This window comes from Streptomyces sp. NBC_00190, from assembly GCF_036203305.1.
Classification (GTDB): domain Bacteria; phylum Actinomycetota; class Actinomycetes; order Streptomycetales; family Streptomycetaceae; genus Streptomyces.
Genome location: NZ_CP108131.1, coordinates 570,729 through 588,093, shown reverse-complemented (window position 1 = coordinate 588,093; position 17,365 = coordinate 570,729). Strand labels below are relative to the sequence as shown.

Below are 17,365 nucleotides of genomic sequence, written 5' to 3'. Positions count from 1 at the left end.
CCGCCGCCACCCCCACCCATTCCCCACTCGGAAGGGGCAACGCGATGGCCCCCACGATCAAGAGGCCGGCCCTCCTGCCGGTTCCTGAGCACCGCCGTCCCCGTACGCCTCTCACCGCGCCGCGGCGTGCGGGCGATTCCCCCACGGCTTCACCGCCAGACCGGGAGGCGCGGCCTGAGCTGGACCAGGACAGGGCGTACGCCGAGCTCTTACAGGAGGTTCGCGTCGCCCAGACCAGCGTCCAGATCCTGCTGGGCTTCGTCGTCTTCCGCTGTGGCATGCGGGCCACACTCGTCACGGTCTCGAACAGGTTGGCACTGGTCGGACTGGTCCTCCTCATGATGGCCATGAGCAGTCCGCACTCCTGGCGTCCGTGATCCTCAGCGGCGTGGTCTGGCTGTGGTTCGGCATGCCGCTGTGGTGCCGCCTGCGCCACCAGCGCTGAGCAGTACCTCCGTCCCGCCGAAGCCGACGCTGCGCGGAGTGCGCCTCCTCGGTTTCGGCCGTCTCGCCGTGCCGCGGCGGCGGATGCTGCGTCCCCTGCGGCTTCAAGCTGTCCGGCCAATGCCTGAGCCGCTGACCGAAACCCTAACCGGATGCCTAATCCGGTTGCGTGTTATCGTCCTGCCAAGCGGATGAAGTATCCGGATGTTTGGCTGGGTGGAGGGGCACATGAGGAAGACAGCGGTGGTCACGGCCGGGACGGCCGGCATCGGTTTGGAGACGGCGCTGGGGCTGGCTGCTGCCGGGTTCTCGGTCACTGTGGTCGGACGCAATGCCGACCGGGGCGCCCGGGCGGTCGACCGCATCAACGCGACGAACCCGGCACACCCGGCCCGGTACCTGTCGGCCGACCTCGCCTCGCTCGCAGAGGTACGCGCGCTTGCCGACCGGATCGCCTCCGACCATGCCGCCTCGGGTGAACCGCTGACGGTGCTGGTCAACAACGTCGGGGCCATGTTCCCGGCCCGGCAGGCCGTCGACGGAATCGAGGCGTCATTCGTCGTCAACCACCTCTCCCCGTACCTGCTGACGGAACTACTGCTGCCCACAATGACGGCCGGTGCGCCGAGCAGGATCGTGAACGTCACCTCGGGCGCGGTCGCCCTCGCCAAGCGGGTCTTCGACGACGTGGAGCCGCCCGGCGGCTACTACGGTTTCCACTGGTACGGCCGTGCCAAGCTCGCCAACCTCGCCTACACCCTTGACCTGGCCGCACGGCTGGACGGCACGGGAGTATCGGTCTTCGCCGCCGACCCCGGAGGCGCCGCGACCGACATGACCAACGGCACCATGACCGACCCGAAGATCGTCTCGCCCGCCCTCCGGCTGCTGTGGCCGCTGGTACGCCGCAAGTTCGAACGCTCGACCTCGGGTCCGGCGTCCGTGGCCGCCCGGCCCTCGATCGCCGCCGCCACCGATGACGCTCTGGAGGGCCGGAGCGGCATCGTCATCGACGCCCAGGCGCGCCCGGCAGCGCCGATCCGTACGGCGAGAGATGCCCGCGTCGTCGAAGCCGTGCGCCGGCTCAGCGAACGGCACGCACCCCTCACGACCACCTGACCGTTGTGCGGGTACGGGCGCCCGGAGCATCCGGATGAGCCATCCGATTAGCATGTTTCCCATGACAACACCCCTGCGCAAGGACGCGGCCCGCAACTGGGAGCGGATCGTCGCCGTCGCCCGCGTCCTGGTCGACCAGGGCGCACCGCTGCAGCTCAACGACGTCGCCCGCCGCGCCGGACTGGGAGTCGGCACTGTCTACCGGCACTTCGCCACTCCCGAGGCGCTGCTGGAGACCATTGCCGCTCCCTGCCTGGAAGCCCTGGCCGAGCACGGCGAGCGGGCGCTGGCCGACCCCGACCCCTGGCGCGCGTTCGAGGGCTTCCTGCGCCGCGTCGTCGAGGCGCAGGTCGCCGAAGCCTCCCTGGCTCCGGTCACCGCCACAACCACGGACACGCTGCCGAGGACGACGGAACTCAAGAAGTCACTGAAGTCGTCCGGCAGCAGACTCCTGGACCGGGCCCTCGAGGCCGGGGTGGTCCGCCCCGATGTCGCCTCCGGCGACCTCGTCCCGCTGATGTGCGGCATCGCCCACGCCGTCGAGGTCCGCGGCGGCGCTCCCGCCGGCCGGATCGACACTGCACGCCGCTACCTGGCCACCCTGCTCGGGGGCATGCGAGCCGCCCCGCCCAACGCGTGACAGCTCCACGGGGTGGCCGCACTGCCGGAATACCAGCACCCGCCGCCCGGTCACGACCATCCCGCGGTCAGGGTGTGACCTGGTGCGGTCCTCCTTCCGATTCGGCGCGCGAGATCGGGACGGAGCTGTTCTGCTGGAAATGCGGGGGCGTCGAGTCCGTTTCTGGGAGAGGACCGGATGAGTACCTATCGAGTCGCGCAGGTCACCTCCCCCGGCGGACGGTTCGAGATCGTCGAGCGCGCGGTGCCGCAGCCGGGGCCCGGCCACGTGCGCATCGCCGTCGATGCCTGCGGTGTCTGCCACAGCGATGCCGTCTTCGTGGGCGCCATGGTGCCGGGCGTCCGGTTTCCGCTGGTCCCCGGCCACGAGGTCGCCGGGCGCATCGAAGCCCTGGGCGAAGGGGCACAGGAACGGGGCTGGCAGCTCGGTGACCGGGTGGCCGTCGGCTGGTTCGGCGGCAGCTGTGGCCACTGCACACCTTGTAGGCAGGGCGATTTCATCGTCTGCGAGGCCCTCAAGGTCCCCGGCTGGGCATACGACGGGGGTTTCGCGGAGGCGCTGATCGCGCCGGCCGACGCCCTGGCCCGCATCCCCGACGCGCTGGCCGCCACCGATGCGGGCCCCATGGCCTGCGCGGGAGTGACCACGTACAACGGACTGCGGCGCAGCTCGGCGCGACCGGGCGATCTGGTCGCCGTGCTCGGCATCGGTGGCCTCGGCCACCTGGCCGTGAAGTACGCGGTGGCGATGGGCTTCGAGACCGTGGCCATCGCCCGTGGGGCCGACAAGGCGGACTTCGCTATGCAGCTCGGCGCTCACCACTACGTCGACAGCACAGCGGGCACGGGCGTAGCGGACGCGCTGCGGTCCCTCGGCGGCGCCAAGGTCGTCCTGGCCACCGCTGCCAACTCCAGCGCCATCAGCGCGACCGTGGACGGTCTGACGCACCGCGGTGAGCTGGTGGTGATCGGCGCGGCCCCTGAGCCGCTGGAGATCCGCCCGACGCAGTTGTTCATGAGTGCACGGATCGTCCGCGGCCATCCGTCCGGCACCTCTCAGGACGTGCAGGACACCATGGCGTTCAGTGTGCTGCACGGGATCCGCCCGACCGTTGAGGCGGTGCCGCTGAGCCAGGCCGACGAGGCCTACCAGAAGATGCTCTCGGGCGCCGCGCGCTTCCGGATGGTGCTCACCGGCTGACCCACCCGGCCCTGGGGGTGTTGAGCGACGTTGTGTATGAGCAGCAACGAGTGGCTTGGCGACAGGCCCTAGCTCTCCGGCTGGGTCCATCGCTTGATGATGTGGGGCTGAGAGCGCGGTGCCGGCCAGGCTTGGATCCGGATCTCCTCCATGTCTTCGGGCTCGTCCTCGCAGTCGGGGTCGGGGAAGGCTGCGGCTTCGAGATTTCGCCGAGACGTACGGATGCGAGTCCAGCCCGCGGGCATGTCGAAGCGTGCTGCGTCGGGGAGGTAGTCGGTGCAGCCCAGCACGACGAGTCGTCCCGAGGCCAGGTTGAGGCTTGCCTCGACGACGTGGTCGAAGTCGTCGCTGTCATCGTCCGGCTGGTCGGTGAGGAGGTCGATGGTGACGTCGACGGTTACGTTGACAGCCGTGCCGATGGCCAGGGCGTGTTCGTCGACAGCGAGCCTGTCGAGGAAGGCCTGTTCGCTCCACATGTCACCGATGCCGGTCTCGGTTGCCTCGGAGTCGTCGTCCATGACGTAGATCTGGAAGTAGTCCGCGAAGAGCTCAAGGGTCGTTGTCGCCACGGACGCATCATCCCTGCCGCCGGCCCGGACGAGATCACCGAGGTCCGTGCGGCGCGGTCCGCGGGAAGCCGGCGCCTGCGGAAGGACCTCGGGGCGGCGCAGCGTGAGCGCCATGCCGCGGTCACCCGGCCGGGGAAGCCGGAACGGCAGGGTGCGGTGTCTGCGGTGGAGGCCGGTGTGGAGCTGGCGGCGGCCGACCGGGCGGCTCAGTCCTCCCCAACCTGGATCAGGACCGCAAAGTACCCGCCGTCGCTTCCGGCGACCACACCGTCGAACGTGCAGGCGGTGACGGGATCCCAGGAATTGCCTTGCCGGTTGGTCCACCAAGTCGCGCCGGGCCCGAGCCACTTCACAATGCGCGTCACAGTGTCGTGGGCGATCTCACGGTTCATGAGTTTCGAGCCGGGCCATACGAGGTCGTCGGCGGCGAGCCTGGCCATCAGGTCGACGGCCGCGTCGGCGCTGAGCGGCTCCAGGAGAGCCTCGATCTGCGAAGCGCTCGGGGGCTCGGCCCCGCTGGGGAGGTATCGCTTCCACACCGGGTGAAGTTCGGCGACGAGGTCGTGCACCTGGCCGGCAAGGGGTCCCAGCCCGTGACCAGGGATCGCGCCATCCGGGAATCGGCCGTACCGCACGGAGACGACGGGCCTGTTCGACAGCGATGTCAGCAGGTCGCCGAGCTCAGACAGGCTCTCTGCACGTTCTCTACTCTCCACCCCGGCATCGTGCCATGCCGTGGAGCGGGCGAACGCGGCGGTCATGTGCCTCGCGGTCACGGGCACCGTGGCCATGCAGTACTGCGGAGGGGTGTCGGACGTCTGTCAGCGGCGACTGTGATCTGTCGGCGGTATGTCGGTGGAGGCCGCGACCTTGGGCGGGTCGAGTGCTCCCCATGAGCACGCCGTCTCAGAGCGCAAGGAGCCTGTCATCGTGTCTTCCGCATCCCAGAGCCGGCCCTGGGACGTTCACCGGCTGCCGTCTGCCGGCGGCAGGATCTTCCTGGTCACCGGGGGCAACGCCGGGATCGGCTACTTCGCCGCCGAGCAACTCGCCGCCACTGGCGCCGTCGTCGTACTCGGCAGCCGGAACACCGCGAAGGCCGACGCCGCGATGGCCTCGATCCGCTCGCGCGTATCCGGCGCGCGTGTGCGACACCTTCAACTGGACCTCGCCGACCTGTCGTCCCTGAAGACCGCCGTGGACAGGCTGGGCCTCGATCATCTCGACGCGGTGGTCTACAACGCCGGGGTCATGCTCGACGACCCGCCGCGTCGAGAGACCGAGGACGGCCACGAGCTGATGTTCGGCACCAACCACCTCGGCCACTTCGCACTCACCCAGTGGCTGGCCCCGCTGCTGTCCGCGGCGTCGGCGGGCCGCATCGTGACCGTGGGAAGCTTCGCTGCGCGGTCCGAGCGACTGGACCTGGGCGATCTGCAGTCGACCCGGGACTACCGGCCCAAGCAGACCTACGGCCGATCGAAGCTGGCGCAGATGTGCTTCGGCTTCGAACTCGATCGCCGTCTGCGTGCCGTCGGCAGCCCGGTGCTCAGTGTGGTGGCCCACCCCGGCGGCGCACTGGATTCCCTCACCCCGTCCCGCCCGCCGCTACGCACGACAACCCCCGGCGAGCGGCTGCGAGCCTTGCCCGCCGGGCTCTTGGTGCAGGGCAAGGACGCCGGAGCATGGCCCGTCGTCCGTGCCGTCCTCGACTCGGAGGTACAGGGAGGGCAGTTGTGGGGGCCGAGGGCCTTCGGTCTGCGTGGCAGACCACGGCGTGAGCCCGTCCTCTCGCACATGGCCGACCCGGCCGTGGCCGCGCACCTGTGGGCCGCCAGCGGTGAGCTGGTCGGCACCGATCCGCACCTCGGCTTTCGGTAGGCGCGGAGAAAGGTGCTACGGCGCTGCTTCACTCCAGCGATTGAGCGTCTCGCTGCTGTCGTCGTAGGTGAGCCAGGTCCCATCGCCGAGCGGGCGAACGTGGCTGTCGACGGGGCCATTCGGGTACACGACCGTCCCGCGTGTCTTCAGGGTGCGGGCATCGAGCAGCCAGTGGCGGGCCCGATCCGGGTCCTCGTCGGAATCGACCGTCGAGGCGATGACGGTGCCGGCGTCGACGAAGCCGCAGCCGTAGTCCCAGCAGGGCGGGTCCTCGCCGTCGGGCGGCTCGGGCGCCTCCTCGGCGAGCACGGTGCCGTCCAGGGCGTGCAGTTGCAGGTCAGCTCCGTAGTGCTCGACGGTCAGAAAGCCCGGAAGTCCCGTGTGGGTGTCCACCAGGATGCGGTCCATGGTCTCGTTGAGGTCCCAACTGGTCAGCTTCTCACCGTCCCAGCGCGCCCAGTGGAGCAGGATGCCGTCTTGACCCATGCCGATGCAGAGCCCCATGTGGATGCCGTCAGGGTGGGAGAGGTGATGTGAACCCGAGGCTGCGCTGTCCAGCGGCAGCCGGGCCTGTTCCCGTCCGTTGCGGGCGTCCAGGACGACCCAGCATTCCTGCCAGTCCTGCGCCTCCGGCTCAATCACGACATGCGCCCAGACGAGCCGGCCGTCGTCGGAGACCCGGCAGGACCCGTGCTCAAAGCCGTGGCACACCTGCTGCTCGTCGCCCGTGTGCGCGTGGCCGATCTCGGGACCCCAGCAGCCGTGCCGGTACTCCCACAGCGTGTCTCCGCCCACGCCCACGGCCCTTATCGCGCGCTGGCCCGAGAACACAGTGAACGAGCCGTCGGGGCTCACCGAATGGACACCGCGGTCCCAGCCCGGCCAGGGAACGGGAAAGACCGCGGTCGGCGCGCGTTCCCCCGCGAAGACCTCGTACAGGTCGTAGACCTCCAGCTCGTGCCCGTTCTGGAGGAGAGCGCGGCACGGCCCATTCCCACGGCTCTCGAAGGCGAAGCCACTGACCAGTGCATCCCCACCCGGCAGCTTCACCGAGTCGCGCAGTTGTGCGGTGATCGACATGGCCTGAAGGTAACGGACCCCGCTGACACCATGCCCATCCATGCCATCCATGCGCACAGCCGAGGCTTCCGTCACCACCGTGGAGCGTCACCCTGATCCCGGCCGGCTCCGTTCGCCGCCAGGAGGGCCCATGAGATCCTGCGGCAATGCTCTTGAGCGACCATGCAAACAGTGTCGAGCTCCGCCCGCTGCGCTATCAGTTCGCCGCGGCCCGGGGCAACCGTTATGACGACAACTGGCTGGTCATCGGTGGCACGGTGACGACTGCCGAGGGCAGTTGGTCCTTTGCCGATCCCTCTCTGTTGACCCACGAAGCCCGTCAGGTCGCCGCTTGGTTGCGCGCGGTGGCCGCAGGGACGGTGTCGGCGAGCCAACCCGATGCCGACGGCTACCTGTCCCCGGACACGTGGTTCAACGAGCCGGTCCTGGCCTTCAGCCTCGCCGACCGGAGCGAGGCCGGGCCGGTGATCCGTCTCCACCTCTCCCTGGAAGCGGCACCTCCGTGGCAGCAGGGTGCTGACCGGGCGGACATCTACCAGTACTTCGTGGAGGTACGGGTGGACGCAGCTGCACTGCTTCACGCAGCTGACCAGTGGGACCTGGCCCTGGCTTCCTTCCCAACCCGCTGATCAACGTCAATCCCACCGGGCCGCGATCCGCCGAGCCCAACTCGGGCTCCGAGGCGCTCGACTTCCCCATCGCGCAGCCGGTGCGGGACGTGGTGCCGTTGATCGGCGGGCAGCGTCCGCATTCGCTCGGCAGCGGAGTCCAGGCGCCCCGGGTGGCCTCGTGTGGCAGGTGATGCGTAGGGGCGGCCGTGGCTCCGCACGGCCGCCCCGCTCATGGACTCTCACCCGCTAGTCCGCGCCCCCTCAACGGTCACGCGGATCCGAAAGGCGTCAGTGGAATTCCACGTCGCACACGGAGAGGAAGAACTCGCCGGTCTTGCCCCCGTTGCCGCCGTCAGTGGTGTCCGGGCCGCCATGACCGCCCCAGACGTCCACGATCGCGGCCCGCCCGCTTCGGGACGGGAGGGTGGCGAACTCCCAATGGGTGGAGTCCTCCTCCCGCGGGGCCCCCTGGACCTCCACCAGGAACGGAATGGGCTCCAGGTTCTCCCACGAGAGTCCGCCGCTGGGGTTCCAGCCTTCGCGGGTGATGAACCAGCGGTGCGACCAGGTCTCGTTCGTGTGATAGGCCATGTAGTCGTACGAGAACGTGTGCCTTTCGGCGCCGGCGTCCAGACGGGTCGTGGGCCAGTCGCCGAGGTCCGCACGGGGGGCCAGGTCGAGACCTGCGAACGCCGGGTTCCCGGTGGAGGCCACGGTGCTGCCCTGGAAGAACTTGCGGTACTCCAGGTAGTGCAGGGCGTGGTTCCAGGGGTAGTCGGCCAGCATCCGGTCCTTCCCCGGCACCACCTCCTGCCAGGTGGTGCTGGTGTTCTCGGCCCGGGCCTTCGCGCAGATCGGGGACGGGTCTTCGTCCCTGATCACGGCTGCGGCCCGGCTGCGCGGGTGGTCCACCGTGCCGTGGCGGGGAGAGGCGTCGACGCCGGACCGCGCACCCTCGGTCTTCTGGGGGGCGGTGGACCAGGGCACCGCGGAGTCCGGGGTCACGGTGACCTCGTTGGTGAACGCGGTGAACGAGCCGTCGACCTTGGCCCGGATCTTCACCCGGTATTCGGCGTCGGGTTCCTCGCCCAGGTCCACCCAGTGGGAGTTGGACGGGGACCAGTCCCAGGCCGGCCAGTAGAGGATGACCGTCTGCCGTGCCGCACCGTTGATCCACACCTCGTAGACGTGCGGGTACGGGGCGTTGCCGTCGTTCCAGTCCTCCGGCGGGGGCCAGGTCCCGTGGTCGGGCCGGTTGCCGCCGATCTGCCACCGCAGGTGGATGCCGAACATCCGGTGGCTGCCGTCGGTTCGGTGCTTGATGTCGGCCAGGAGCCCTGAGGGTGCCTGGACGTTGGCGCTGCTGCTCATGAAGTCCTTTTCATCTGGATTCGGAGGGGATCAGCGGTGGTCGCGGAGCTCGGGACCGGTCCGGTCCTGGTTCGGGAACGACTCGGCGGCGGCGGGACCCGTGCCTGCCAGGACGATGGCCTTGCCGGCAGCGGCCGGGACGGCAGGACGGGAGCGCACAGCCATGCTGTCTCTCCTTCGAAGAAGGGGATCTCGGTCCGTTGATCCTCGCGGGCTTCGGCACGGTCGTTCGGCCGCGCCGCACACGTGATCGTTTCTGCGCGTCGGTCCGTCACCTGGATGGCCCAGCATGTCTTCGGGTCCGCGTCGAACAGGTCCCGTACCGACGCGAAACCTGAAGCGGAGGCGGCCTGGTCCAGTGCCGCGCGGGCGACCACTGGTCATGTTCCTGACAGCAGTGGCACTGTGGCACTCCCACCCACGAACGGCACCACACCCCGAAGGGGGCGATCAGCGCATGACCAAGCCTGAGAGCGCGGGATACGACTACGACGTCGTCATCAGCGGGGCCGGCCTCGCCGGCAGCGCCGCGGCGATCCTGCTCGCTCGACGAGGTGTCCGCGTCGCACTGCTGGAACGCCGCTCGGACCCCGCAGCGTACAAGGTGCTGTGCACCCACTCCCTCACGGCCAACGCCTACCCGGTGCTGGACGAACTCGGCCTCATCCCGGCTCTCGAGGAGGCGGGAGCCGTCCGCAACGAGGCCCGCTGGTACACCCGCTGGGGATGGATCGAGCCGAGGGCCGCGCCGGAGGGCCCCGAGCTGCCGTACGGGTACAACGTTCGGCGCAGCACCCTCGACCCGTTGATCAGGTCCCATGCGGCGGAAACCCCTGGCGTCGATCTGCTCCTCGGTCACCATGTGACCGGGCTGGTCCGGGATGCCGGGCGAACCCTGGGGGTGCGTGCGTCGACACCACGGGGCGAGCGCGAGATCCGGGCCCGCCTGGTGGTCGGCGCCGATGGCAAGGACTCGGCCGTGGCGAAGTTCGCCGGGGTGTCTGCCCGGCTGTACGAGAACGCGCGGTTCGGCTACCTCGCGCACTACCGCAATCTTCCCCTGCACGGCGGGATCGGTCACACATGGTTCCTCGAGCCCGACATGGCGTACGCGTTTCCGAACGACGACGGGGTGACGGTCCTCGCGGTGCTCCCGGACAAGAAACGGCTGCCTGCCTTCCGGGAAGACCTGGAGGGCAGCTTCCTCGAATTCGTCCGCGCCCTGCCCGAGGCGCCGCCCATCGATGCTGCCGAGCGCATCACGAAGATCACCGGCACTGTCAACTACCCGCTCCACAGCCGCAAGCCGACCGCACCGGGCGTCGCGCTCATCGGCGACGCAGCCCTGACCGGCGATCCCCTGTGGGGAGTGGGATGCGGGTGGGCTCTGCAGTCAGCGCAATGGTTGGCGGAGGCGGTCGCTTCGGCCGCGACCGGTCGGGGCGACCTCAACAGGTCGCTCGTGATGTACGCACGCGGACACCGGCGCCGGCTGCGCTGTCACCAGTACCTGGCCGCCGACTTCGCCAAGGCCCGTCCGTTCAATCCCATGGAGCGGCTGATGTTTTCGGCGGCAGCGCGCGATGCATCGGTGGCGCGGCACATGCATCTGTTCGGATCCCGCCTGATCGGTCCGCTGCGCTTCTTGAACCCCGTGGCGCTGGCCAAGGCCTCGGCCGTCAACGTCAAGCACCGCCGGGCGACTGCGCCAGCCGCGCACCGCCCACACACCGGATCATGACGGGCTGCCCGCCTGCTCCGCTGGCCGGCGGGCTTCAACTCGGCTTTGTGTGGGACAAGTTGACATCCTGATCGCGAGTGCTGTGTGATCTCGCGGTGACCGAACACTGACGGGAAGGGAAAGCGCTCATGAAGCTAAAGCGACTTGCACAGGTCGGTCTGGCCCTGGCGGCGAGCGCGATCTTGGTCGCCGGGATGGAGGGTTCCGCCTCCGCGAGCGGGCTGAACGTGAGTGTCAACAAGAGCTGGGGCACTTCTACGTTCTACCCGAACGGTGACTGGCTCTACATCACGGACCACGCCGCCGACGGCTACTCGGTGTACGGCAAGATCCAGCAGCGGGTCTGCGCCAACGTCGGCTGTGACGGCTACACCTGGGTGGACCTGCGCACCGGTTGTTACGACACCACCAGCATCGGCGACAACGGCACCGAGATCCGCCAGTGCAACTACGACATCACCGAAAACATCCCGGTGCGCGTGTGCGAGGCCCGTTACAGCAGTACCAGCCGCTACGGCGACTGGTACTGCAGCAACGAGACCAGGTCCTGATCCCGGGCAAACGCTACGCCTACGGGGCCGGGTCGCTTCGCAAGAGCGGCCCGGCCCTGAGCACGCGCGGCGTTCCATTTCCGGTAGGGGTGTGAGGCATGGAGTTCGGGGTGGGGCTTCCGCGGTACGGGCGGCGGCCGGGCGTGCGGCGCTTGCCGCCGCAGCCGCGTCGGAAGAGGCGGGGGCCCTGGCCTCGCTCTTCTTCGTCCGGTTCCTGTTCTCGCTGCCCGAAGACCCCGTCTCGGCGTTCTCCGCGCTGTTCGAGCCGGCAGAGAAGGCCTCGCGGCTCCTGGTGCGGCTATGGGCCGGGCCGGGCATGCGGGCGGCTGGGACAGTGATGCGGGACGACTCGTCCTTGCGGTGCATACGGCGTACTGGGCGAGGGATGCGACGCGCGCGGAGGAGGCGGACTGTCTGCTCCTCGTGGCGGACGGCAGGGTCGCCGTGCGGGCCGCCTGGCAGGACGCGTCGGAGGTGGTCTCCTGCGCGCACGCGGGTGTGCGGGCCACCCACGGCCGCGACGGATGCGGCGGCGCGTGGACATCGTCTGTGCGGACGGCTCCTGGCTGACCGTCCGCGCCTCCCAGGCCGCGTCCGCCGACCGGATCCGCGCACTTCTGTCGGCCCCCGGGCGTCTTGATGATCCGGCGTGTGCCGCGGAATACGCGGCCCGGGCCACTGCCCGTAGCACTTCCTCCCGGGCAGTGGCGGACCCGAACGGCGCAGGGGCAGTCGGCGTGACCTTCGACCGCCCCTGCGCCGCCGTCAGCGGGTCAGTGGCCGGCGGAGTGAGCGGCCTCCGCCCACTCCTTCTCGGCTTCCTTCGAGCAGCTCGAGGTCCAGATGGGACCGAACGCGGCCGGGATGGCGGCGGCCGACGAGCAGGTGGACGCGAAGGCGGTGTGGCCAGCGGAGAAGTATTCGTTCTCGCCTCCGTCGTTGGCCAGGGCCGCGCCCGCGCCGCCCAGCAGGATGCCCGCGGCCAGGACAGAGGCGGTCAGGGCAGAGCGCATACGCATGACTACTCCTAAGGATTTCCGGATGACGCGTCGGGGAAGGGGCGCGTCATCCGGCTAACATCACGCGAAAGCCACGAGAAACGGCGCTTCACTCCAATGCCGGACAGCCGATGTGGAAGGCCCGCGAGACGCCGTAGTTGTCCGCCGTTTCGGCGCCGGGCCACCAGGCCCAGCGGCCGTCGGCGGCGGCGGGTTACGGCATTGCAGCGAAGGCCTCCCGGTGGTCGCGCGCCCACTGCTCGAACGTGCCCGCCGGTCGGCCGAGTACCCGCGGCACGTGGTCGGTGACGTAGGCCGCACCGTCGGCGCGCGCCCAGCCGATGCCCGTGGTCATCCCGGCCGGCAACTGGTCGAGCGCATGTGGGTCCGTGGCTTGACCGGCCGGTCCAGCACGCGCTCCAGGATTGCCGCAGGAAGGTCGAGGCGAAGCTCGGCGGGGGGAGCGCCTACTTGGCGGCGCTACGGTCGCCTTGACCGCAGCCGGGTTGTACATCAGCGAGCGCCACCTGAACACCCTGTTTACCGACGGCACCGGCTTGTCCCCCAAACAATTCGCACGCATCGGCCGCGTTCGCACCGTCCTGGCGGCTGATGCCGGCCGGTGGTCGGAGATCGCCGCGACGGCGGGTTACTACGATCAGTCCCACATGACGGCCGAGTTCCGCCACTTCATGGGTGTCCCGTCGGCTGTGTTCACCGCAGGCCAGCGTCCCGCCGCGACTGCGTGCACTGCCTGAGTGCCAGGATCGGCAACGGGGGAGTCGTGTCGACATCGATCACGGAGTCGTCACGGGTCGATACGGCGTCCGTCCTGAGGGCCGAAGGCCGCGAGGGCGGCCGCATCGGTTGCCTGGGCTCGAAGGAAATAGTCGGCCCACTCGGTGATTTCCGGGTACGACGAGTCCTGGGTGACTTGGGTGATGGCGGCCTCGATGTCGAAGTTCGTGGTGCGTAGTTCGACGCCCGGACCCAGGAGTGCCCAGTGGGCTCCGGTCCGCCCGTAGGGCATACCCACGCTGCCGGGGTTGATGACGAGCCGGCCATGGGCGAGGCGGACGAAAGGCATGTGGGTGTGCCCGAGGACGACGGTACGGACGTCGGCGTCGAGGGCGCCGAACACTTCCTGCCAGCGGTCGAGGCGGGAGTCGACGAGGACGACTTCCTCGTCGTCCCGAGGGGTGGCGTGGCAGAACAAGACCTTCCCCATGCCCCGCAGGGTCAGGGTGAGTGATTTCGGCAAGCGGGCGAGCAGGTCGAGGTGGTCCCCGCGTAGCTGCTCTGCGGCCCAGGGCGCGATGGGGTCTGGGATGGCGTCACGTTGGCCGCGGCGGTATTCGAGCAGTTCGCGATCGGCGTTGCCGCTGATCCAGATGACGCGGTCTCCGAGCCCGGCCAGCAAGTCCAGGACCTGGGTCGGCTGTGGGCCGGCTGCGATGTCGCCGGTGAGCACGATGCGGTCCGCGGCGCGTACTTCTGGCTCGTCGAGCACTGCTTCGAGAGCGGGCAGGACTCCGTGGATGTCAGAGAGGATGGCTACGTGGCTCAGCATGGTCACTACTGTGGAATGACGGCCGGCTGGAGATGGAGCTGTTCGCTTCCCGCGTAGCTGCGTAGCCGCCTAGTTGTGTAGCGGTGTCGGACCGCCGTCACGGAGGGCGGCGGTCCGTCCGGAAGGGCTCTGCCGGTCAGCCGGCCTCGGCGGGCTCGTCGACCCGGGCTGGGGTGCGCAAGCGGCTGTTCTTGTCCTTCCCTCAGCCGCTGACGTACTCGTAGACGCCGCCGTCCGGATGACGCAGCACGGCACGGTGTCCGTTCGGGGTGGGCTGCGGAGGAGCGATCAGGGCGGCCCCGGCTGCCACGGCCCCGGATATGGCCTGGTTAAGGTCCGGCACCGACAGCGTCGCAGCCACTCCTGCGAACCGCACTGCTGCCTCTTCCGGCCCGCTGAAAAGCAGGAAGGGGCCGACAGCGGCCAGTTCCAGGCCCGCGAATTGAAACCTGTTGGCGGTTTCTCCCGTCAGCTTCTCGTAGAAGGGCACAGCCGCTTCGAGGTCATCCACGCGTCGGCGCAAGGTCACTGAAGTGATCGACATGCACACATCCTTGCACCCTCTCAGCGGCGGCCGACATCAACCCGATCACCTGGTGAACGTTCCCGGTCATGGCACTGCCCGGCACGCGACGGTCACATCGGATGTGCGCGAACCTTCCGGTCTCCATGCCCCGAGTCGCCTCGTGACGTGCGGGAGCGCAGGATGGAGCAGGTGATGACGGTCTTGGTGGTCGGCGTGCCCGAGGGAGAGCTCCTGGAACTGCTGCGCTCGGGTATCCAGCGCAACCCGCACTTCCGGGTCGTGTCGCATGCCCAAGATCCCGCCGTCGCTCTCGCCCACGCCCGCGTCCTCCTCCCCGATATCACCGTCCTGTCCCTGCCTGCCGGGCTCGACAGCATCGACACGGATCCGGACGTCTTCCGCGTGTTCCACGGGGTGCGTGGCCTGGACCCTCCGAGCGGAGTGGTGTTGCGGACGGCAGCCGCCCGGGTGTCCCGTGCCCTGTCCGGCCTCGCGGTCGAGGGAGCCGTCCACGTCGTGCGCGAGGGAGACTCCGAGGCCCTGACGCGGGCCCTGCGCACGATCGGGCTGCGCCGGGCCAGCTGCGACCCCGATGAGATGCCCTGACTGACCTGCACTGTCGTGGGACGCCGGTCAGCCGACCGGTTGCCGGGACTCGGCACGCACCTTGAGGGTGGTCTCGGCGACCTTGGCGAGGTCGATGGAGCCGGGCCTCTGCTGCGCGGTTTCCGGGGTGACGAAGGCGACCGAGGCGCCGGTGTTCTCGTCCGCCCAGGCACACATCGGCAGGGTGCTCTCGACACCGCCCTGCCTAGCGGTCAGCACCTGACACGACAGGGTGACGTCGGAACCGGCGGGCGTGATGTCTTTGGCGGGGACCGCCAGGGTCGCACCTTCTGCGTCCGCCGCGCCGCCCAGCATTTTCTTGCGGGCGCCCTCGGGGTCCTTGAACTGGCCGTACATCCCCGAGATGACCAGGGCACTCACGCCCTTCGCAGAGTCGGAGGTGTACTGGCCGACGGCCGGCTTCGGATTGCGGATCTTCGAGTCGTAACTGCCTTGCAGGGCTTGCTTGCCCTCGGTGTCCGACAGGTCCTGTACCAGCTGGTACTTGCCGTCCAGCAAGGTCTGGGGAACGGTGAGCCGGTACTTGGCCTCGGGGAAGCCGGCTCCGCTCGCAACGGATCCGGCCTCGTTCAGCAGGTTCACCCCGAAACCGAGGGCGCCGAGCGCCACCAGCGAAGCCGCGACGATCCCGATCACCATGCCGGTGCGCTTCTTGCGCGGCGGGCCCATCGGGGGCTGCCCCCACGCTCCTTGACCGGGGTACGGCTGCGGCGGGTACGGCTGCCCCGCGAACGGCTGCTGGTGCGACGGCTGCGCGGTGTACTGCTGTCCGGCGTACGGGGGCTGCGGGGGCCCGTACGGGCCGGGGGGCTGCTGGGGCGGCGGCGGCATGTTCATGCCCGAACGCTACGTCAGTCCCGCGTACGGCGGCCGACGTGGGGTGCCCCGGGCCACCACCCCGCCACAGCGGACGAACCGCCGATCTGCGGACTCCCAGATCGACGGAGCAGCCGTAAAGCGATGGACAGCCCTCCTGAACTGGGTGAGCATCTCCGCGATGAACAACGAACTTCTCTCCATTCCCAAGCGCGTCCGCTTCGTCGAGCTCAGCGCAAAAGCGCTGCGGGCGCTTGCCGACGGTGACCTCGCCGGCGGCAGCGCCGAGGCCGGGGTCGCCCTTGACGAACACTTCGTCTGCGACCGGGCCCGCTGGATCTTCGGCTATCGCGCTGACCAGCTCGCCGAGGACCCGTCCGCCGCGCCGTGGATCACGCGGGCCGTGGTGTCCGAGCCGGACGGGGCCGTCGTCGGCGACGCCGGGTACCACGGGCCGCCGGACGAGGCCGGGGTGGTCGAGGTCGGCTACACCGTCGTGCCCGGGTACCGCCGCCAGGGCTATGCCCGCGCCATGTTGACGGCGCTGCTCGCCAGGGCCGCCGCCGAACCCGGTGTCAGGACCGTGCGGGCCACGATCAGCTCTGACAACACCGCCTCCCTGGCCACCATCGCGGGCTTCGGTTTCACCCGCGTCGGCGAGCGGGGGAACGAGCGTGACGGGATCGCGATCGTCTTCGAGGTCCCTGCAGACGCGTTTCAGGCCGAGTAGCTCGACGGACTCGGCGGGACATGGTGATCGTCCCGGTCGGGCCGCGACAGGCGGCCCGCGCTCCCACCGCGCCCGTGCCCGTACCGAGTGCCGCCCGGCGTCGTTGGGCAGTCCGTGATGACGACCACGTTCGCCGAGGCCCGTACTGCCTTGCACGAGGTGCCGCCCGCCGTTCGGTCCGGCCGGCTCATCGGTGTAATCGCATCCGCCGCTGCTGTCCTCGGCCAGGCGGCTTGTGACGGAGGCACGGTGTTCCGGCCGGGTGGTGAGTGAGATGGGCTCTGCATCTGCGGATGGTGAGCCGGGCGGGCAGGGTGTACCGCTGTCTGGTGCGGTATCGCTGCAGCGGCTGAAGACCGTCCCGGCGGCCACCGCGCTCATCGATCCCGAGGGGCGCGTTCAGGAGTGGAGCGAGGCCGCAGAGGCCCTGACCGGCTATCGGGATGCGGAGATCATCGGCCGGGATGCGGCTCTGCTCGGGGACGCCACGGGGTTTCGGGGAAAGGGGTTCGTCCGCGCGGTACTGCGCAGCGCCGGCTCGGTGCGTACCGACTGGCTTCGCCTCCGTGACGGTACCTGCCGCAGCGTCAGCTGGCAGCCGGTGGCGGTTCCACTGTCGGGAGGCACGGGGGTGCTCGCCATCGCCGCGAAGTCGCCGACACCGTCACGGTAGATCTGCTGGCGAGAGCGGTGAAGCCGGTCACTGATACCGCCGACACCGAAGGCCGTGCGGCCGGTGAACCCGCCTACCCGCCACCGGACTGCCTCGTACATCGTCTGACCCTTCGCCCGCAGGAGCCGAGGCCCCGGACCGAGGACGCACTGCCTTTGCCACGCCCGGCGCTCCCGGCGGTCGCCGCGTGCCTCAACTCGGCCCAGCCCGTCGCCTTC

General features: G+C 69.6%; 22 protein-coding genes. 12 read left to right on the top strand and 10 right to left on the bottom strand.

What is annotated here, in order from left to right; genetic code table 11:
- Nucleotides 1-44: 44 nt before the first annotated feature.
- The 4 genes from OG429_RS03120 (at nucleotide 45) to OG429_RS03105 (ending at nucleotide 3,403) form a co-directional block, all read left to right on the top strand.
- Nucleotides 45-377 (top strand): DUF6328 family protein, encoded by a 333-nt coding sequence (locus OG429_RS03120; protein ID WP_328923714.1) that lies wholly within the window; start codon nucleotides 45-47, stop codon nucleotides 375-377.
- 295 nt (nucleotides 378-672) lie between these two features.
- A complete protein-coding gene (locus OG429_RS03115) occupies nucleotides 673-1,563 on the top strand; it encodes an SDR family NAD(P)-dependent oxidoreductase (protein ID WP_328923713.1) in 891 nt (296 codons plus the stop codon).
- A 61-nt stretch (nucleotides 1,564-1,624) separates the two neighbouring features.
- On the top strand, nucleotides 1,625-2,203 hold the full coding sequence (locus tag OG429_RS03110; protein ID WP_328923712.1) for a TetR/AcrR family transcriptional regulator: 579 nt from the start codon (nucleotides 1,625-1,627) through the stop codon (nucleotides 2,201-2,203).
- Between the two features lie 177 nt (nucleotides 2,204-2,380).
- The gene (locus tag OG429_RS03105) at nucleotides 2,381-3,403 is read left to right on the top strand and encodes an alcohol dehydrogenase (protein WP_328923711.1); all 1,023 of its coding nucleotides are present in this window, start codon (nucleotides 2,381-2,383) and stop codon (nucleotides 3,401-3,403) included.
- Nucleotides 3,404-3,471: 68 nt separating this feature from the next.
- Here OG429_RS03105 and OG429_RS03100 read toward each other — a convergent pair whose 3' ends face one another.
- Complete coding sequence (locus tag OG429_RS03100) at nucleotides 3,472-3,972, bottom strand: hypothetical protein (protein ID WP_328923710.1); 501 nt, start codon at nucleotides 3,970-3,972, stop codon at nucleotides 3,472-3,474.
- Between the two features lie 206 nt (nucleotides 3,973-4,178).
- Nucleotides 4,179-4,733 (bottom strand): hypothetical protein, encoded by a 555-nt coding sequence (locus OG429_RS03095; protein WP_328923709.1) that lies wholly within the window; start codon nucleotides 4,731-4,733, stop codon nucleotides 4,179-4,181.
- A 169-nt stretch (nucleotides 4,734-4,902) separates the two neighbouring features.
- Between OG429_RS03095 and OG429_RS03090 the strand changes: the two genes are divergently transcribed.
- A complete protein-coding gene (locus OG429_RS03090) occupies nucleotides 4,903-5,853 on the top strand; it encodes an SDR family NAD(P)-dependent oxidoreductase (RefSeq protein ID WP_328923708.1) in 951 nt (316 codons plus the stop codon).
- A 15-nt stretch (nucleotides 5,854-5,868) separates the two neighbouring features.
- On the opposite strand, the gene OG429_RS03085 is transcribed toward OG429_RS03090, so the two are convergent.
- Nucleotides 5,869-6,933 (bottom strand): hypothetical protein, encoded by a 1,065-nt coding sequence (locus tag OG429_RS03085; RefSeq protein ID WP_328930142.1) that lies wholly within the window; start codon nucleotides 6,931-6,933, stop codon nucleotides 5,869-5,871.
- A 146-nt stretch (nucleotides 6,934-7,079) separates the two neighbouring features.
- On the opposite strand from OG429_RS03085, the gene OG429_RS03080 reads away from it, so the two are divergent.
- A complete protein-coding gene (locus OG429_RS03080) occupies nucleotides 7,080-7,562 on the top strand; it encodes a WapI family immunity protein (RefSeq protein WP_328923707.1) in 483 nt (160 codons plus the stop codon).
- Between the two features lie 270 nt (nucleotides 7,563-7,832).
- On the opposite strand, the gene OG429_RS03075 is transcribed toward OG429_RS03080, so the two are convergent.
- The gene (locus OG429_RS03075; RefSeq protein ID WP_328923706.1) at nucleotides 7,833-8,915 is read right to left on the bottom strand and encodes a lytic polysaccharide monooxygenase auxiliary activity family 9 protein; all 1,083 of its coding nucleotides are present in this window, start codon (nucleotides 8,913-8,915) and stop codon (nucleotides 7,833-7,835) included.
- A 30-nt stretch (nucleotides 8,916-8,945) separates the two neighbouring features.
- Complete coding sequence (locus OG429_RS03070; protein ID WP_328923705.1) at nucleotides 8,946-9,080, bottom strand: hypothetical protein; 135 nt, start codon at nucleotides 9,078-9,080, stop codon at nucleotides 8,946-8,948.
- A 292-nt stretch (nucleotides 9,081-9,372) separates the two neighbouring features.
- Between OG429_RS03070 and OG429_RS03065 the strand changes: the two genes are divergently transcribed.
- Together OG429_RS03065 and OG429_RS03060 are read left to right on the top strand one after the other, a co-directional pair.
- Nucleotides 9,373-10,656, top strand: coding sequence for an NAD(P)/FAD-dependent oxidoreductase (locus OG429_RS03065; RefSeq protein ID WP_328923704.1), 1,284 nt, complete (start codon nucleotides 9,373-9,375; stop codon nucleotides 10,654-10,656).
- 128 nt (nucleotides 10,657-10,784) lie between these two features.
- Entirely contained in the window at nucleotides 10,785-11,207 is a 423-nt protein-coding gene (locus OG429_RS03060) for a hypothetical protein (RefSeq protein ID WP_328923703.1), read from the top strand.
- A 773-nt stretch (nucleotides 11,208-11,980) separates the two neighbouring features.
- Here the strand turns inward: OG429_RS03060 and OG429_RS03055 are convergent.
- Together OG429_RS03055 and OG429_RS03050 are read right to left on the bottom strand one after the other, a co-directional pair.
- Nucleotides 11,981-12,226: a hypothetical protein gene (locus OG429_RS03055; RefSeq protein ID WP_328923702.1), complete on the bottom strand. Its 246-nt coding sequence runs from the start codon at nucleotides 12,224-12,226 to the stop codon at nucleotides 11,981-11,983.
- Nucleotides 12,227-12,419: 193 nt separating this feature from the next.
- On the bottom strand, nucleotides 12,420-12,560 hold the full coding sequence (locus OG429_RS03050) for a hypothetical protein (RefSeq protein WP_328923701.1): 141 nt from the start codon (nucleotides 12,558-12,560) through the stop codon (nucleotides 12,420-12,422).
- 136 nt (nucleotides 12,561-12,696) lie between these two features.
- Here OG429_RS03050 and OG429_RS03045 point away from each other — a divergent pair, with 136 nt between their 5' ends.
- Nucleotides 12,697-12,963 (top strand): helix-turn-helix domain-containing protein, encoded by a 267-nt coding sequence (locus tag OG429_RS03045; protein WP_405680571.1) that lies wholly within the window; start codon nucleotides 12,697-12,699, stop codon nucleotides 12,961-12,963.
- A gap of 50 nt (nucleotides 12,964-13,013) precedes the next feature.
- On the opposite strand, the gene OG429_RS03040 is transcribed toward OG429_RS03045, so the two are convergent.
- The gene (locus OG429_RS03040; RefSeq protein WP_328923700.1) at nucleotides 13,014-13,775 is read right to left on the bottom strand and encodes a metallophosphoesterase family protein; all 762 of its coding nucleotides are present in this window, start codon (nucleotides 13,773-13,775) and stop codon (nucleotides 13,014-13,016) included.
- 202 nt (nucleotides 13,776-13,977) lie between these two features.
- Nucleotides 13,978-14,319 (bottom strand): VOC family protein, encoded by a 342-nt coding sequence (locus OG429_RS03035; RefSeq protein WP_328923699.1) that lies wholly within the window; start codon nucleotides 14,317-14,319, stop codon nucleotides 13,978-13,980.
- Between the two features lie 174 nt (nucleotides 14,320-14,493).
- Here OG429_RS03035 and OG429_RS03030 point away from each other — a divergent pair, with 174 nt between their 5' ends.
- Nucleotides 14,494-14,907 carry a hypothetical protein gene (locus tag OG429_RS03030; RefSeq protein ID WP_328923698.1) on the top strand — a complete coding sequence of 138 codons (414 nt, stop codon included), beginning with the start codon at nucleotides 14,494-14,496 and terminating at the stop codon, nucleotides 14,905-14,907.
- A 27-nt stretch (nucleotides 14,908-14,934) separates the two neighbouring features.
- Here OG429_RS03030 and OG429_RS03025 read toward each other — a convergent pair whose 3' ends face one another.
- The gene (locus OG429_RS03025; RefSeq protein ID WP_328923697.1) at nucleotides 14,935-15,765 is read right to left on the bottom strand and encodes a hypothetical protein; all 831 of its coding nucleotides are present in this window, start codon (nucleotides 15,763-15,765) and stop codon (nucleotides 14,935-14,937) included.
- A 160-nt stretch (nucleotides 15,766-15,925) separates the two neighbouring features.
- On the opposite strand from OG429_RS03025, the gene OG429_RS03020 reads away from it, so the two are divergent.
- Both OG429_RS03020 and OG429_RS03015 read left to right on the top strand, forming a co-directional pair.
- Entirely contained in the window at nucleotides 15,926-16,474 is a 549-nt protein-coding gene (locus OG429_RS03020) for a GNAT family N-acetyltransferase (RefSeq protein WP_328923696.1), read from the top strand.
- A gap of 274 nt (nucleotides 16,475-16,748) precedes the next feature.
- Complete coding sequence (locus OG429_RS03015) at nucleotides 16,749-17,147, top strand: PAS domain S-box protein (RefSeq protein WP_328923695.1); 399 nt, start codon at nucleotides 16,749-16,751, stop codon at nucleotides 17,145-17,147.
- The last annotated feature ends 218 nt before the right edge of the window (nucleotides 17,148-17,365 follow it).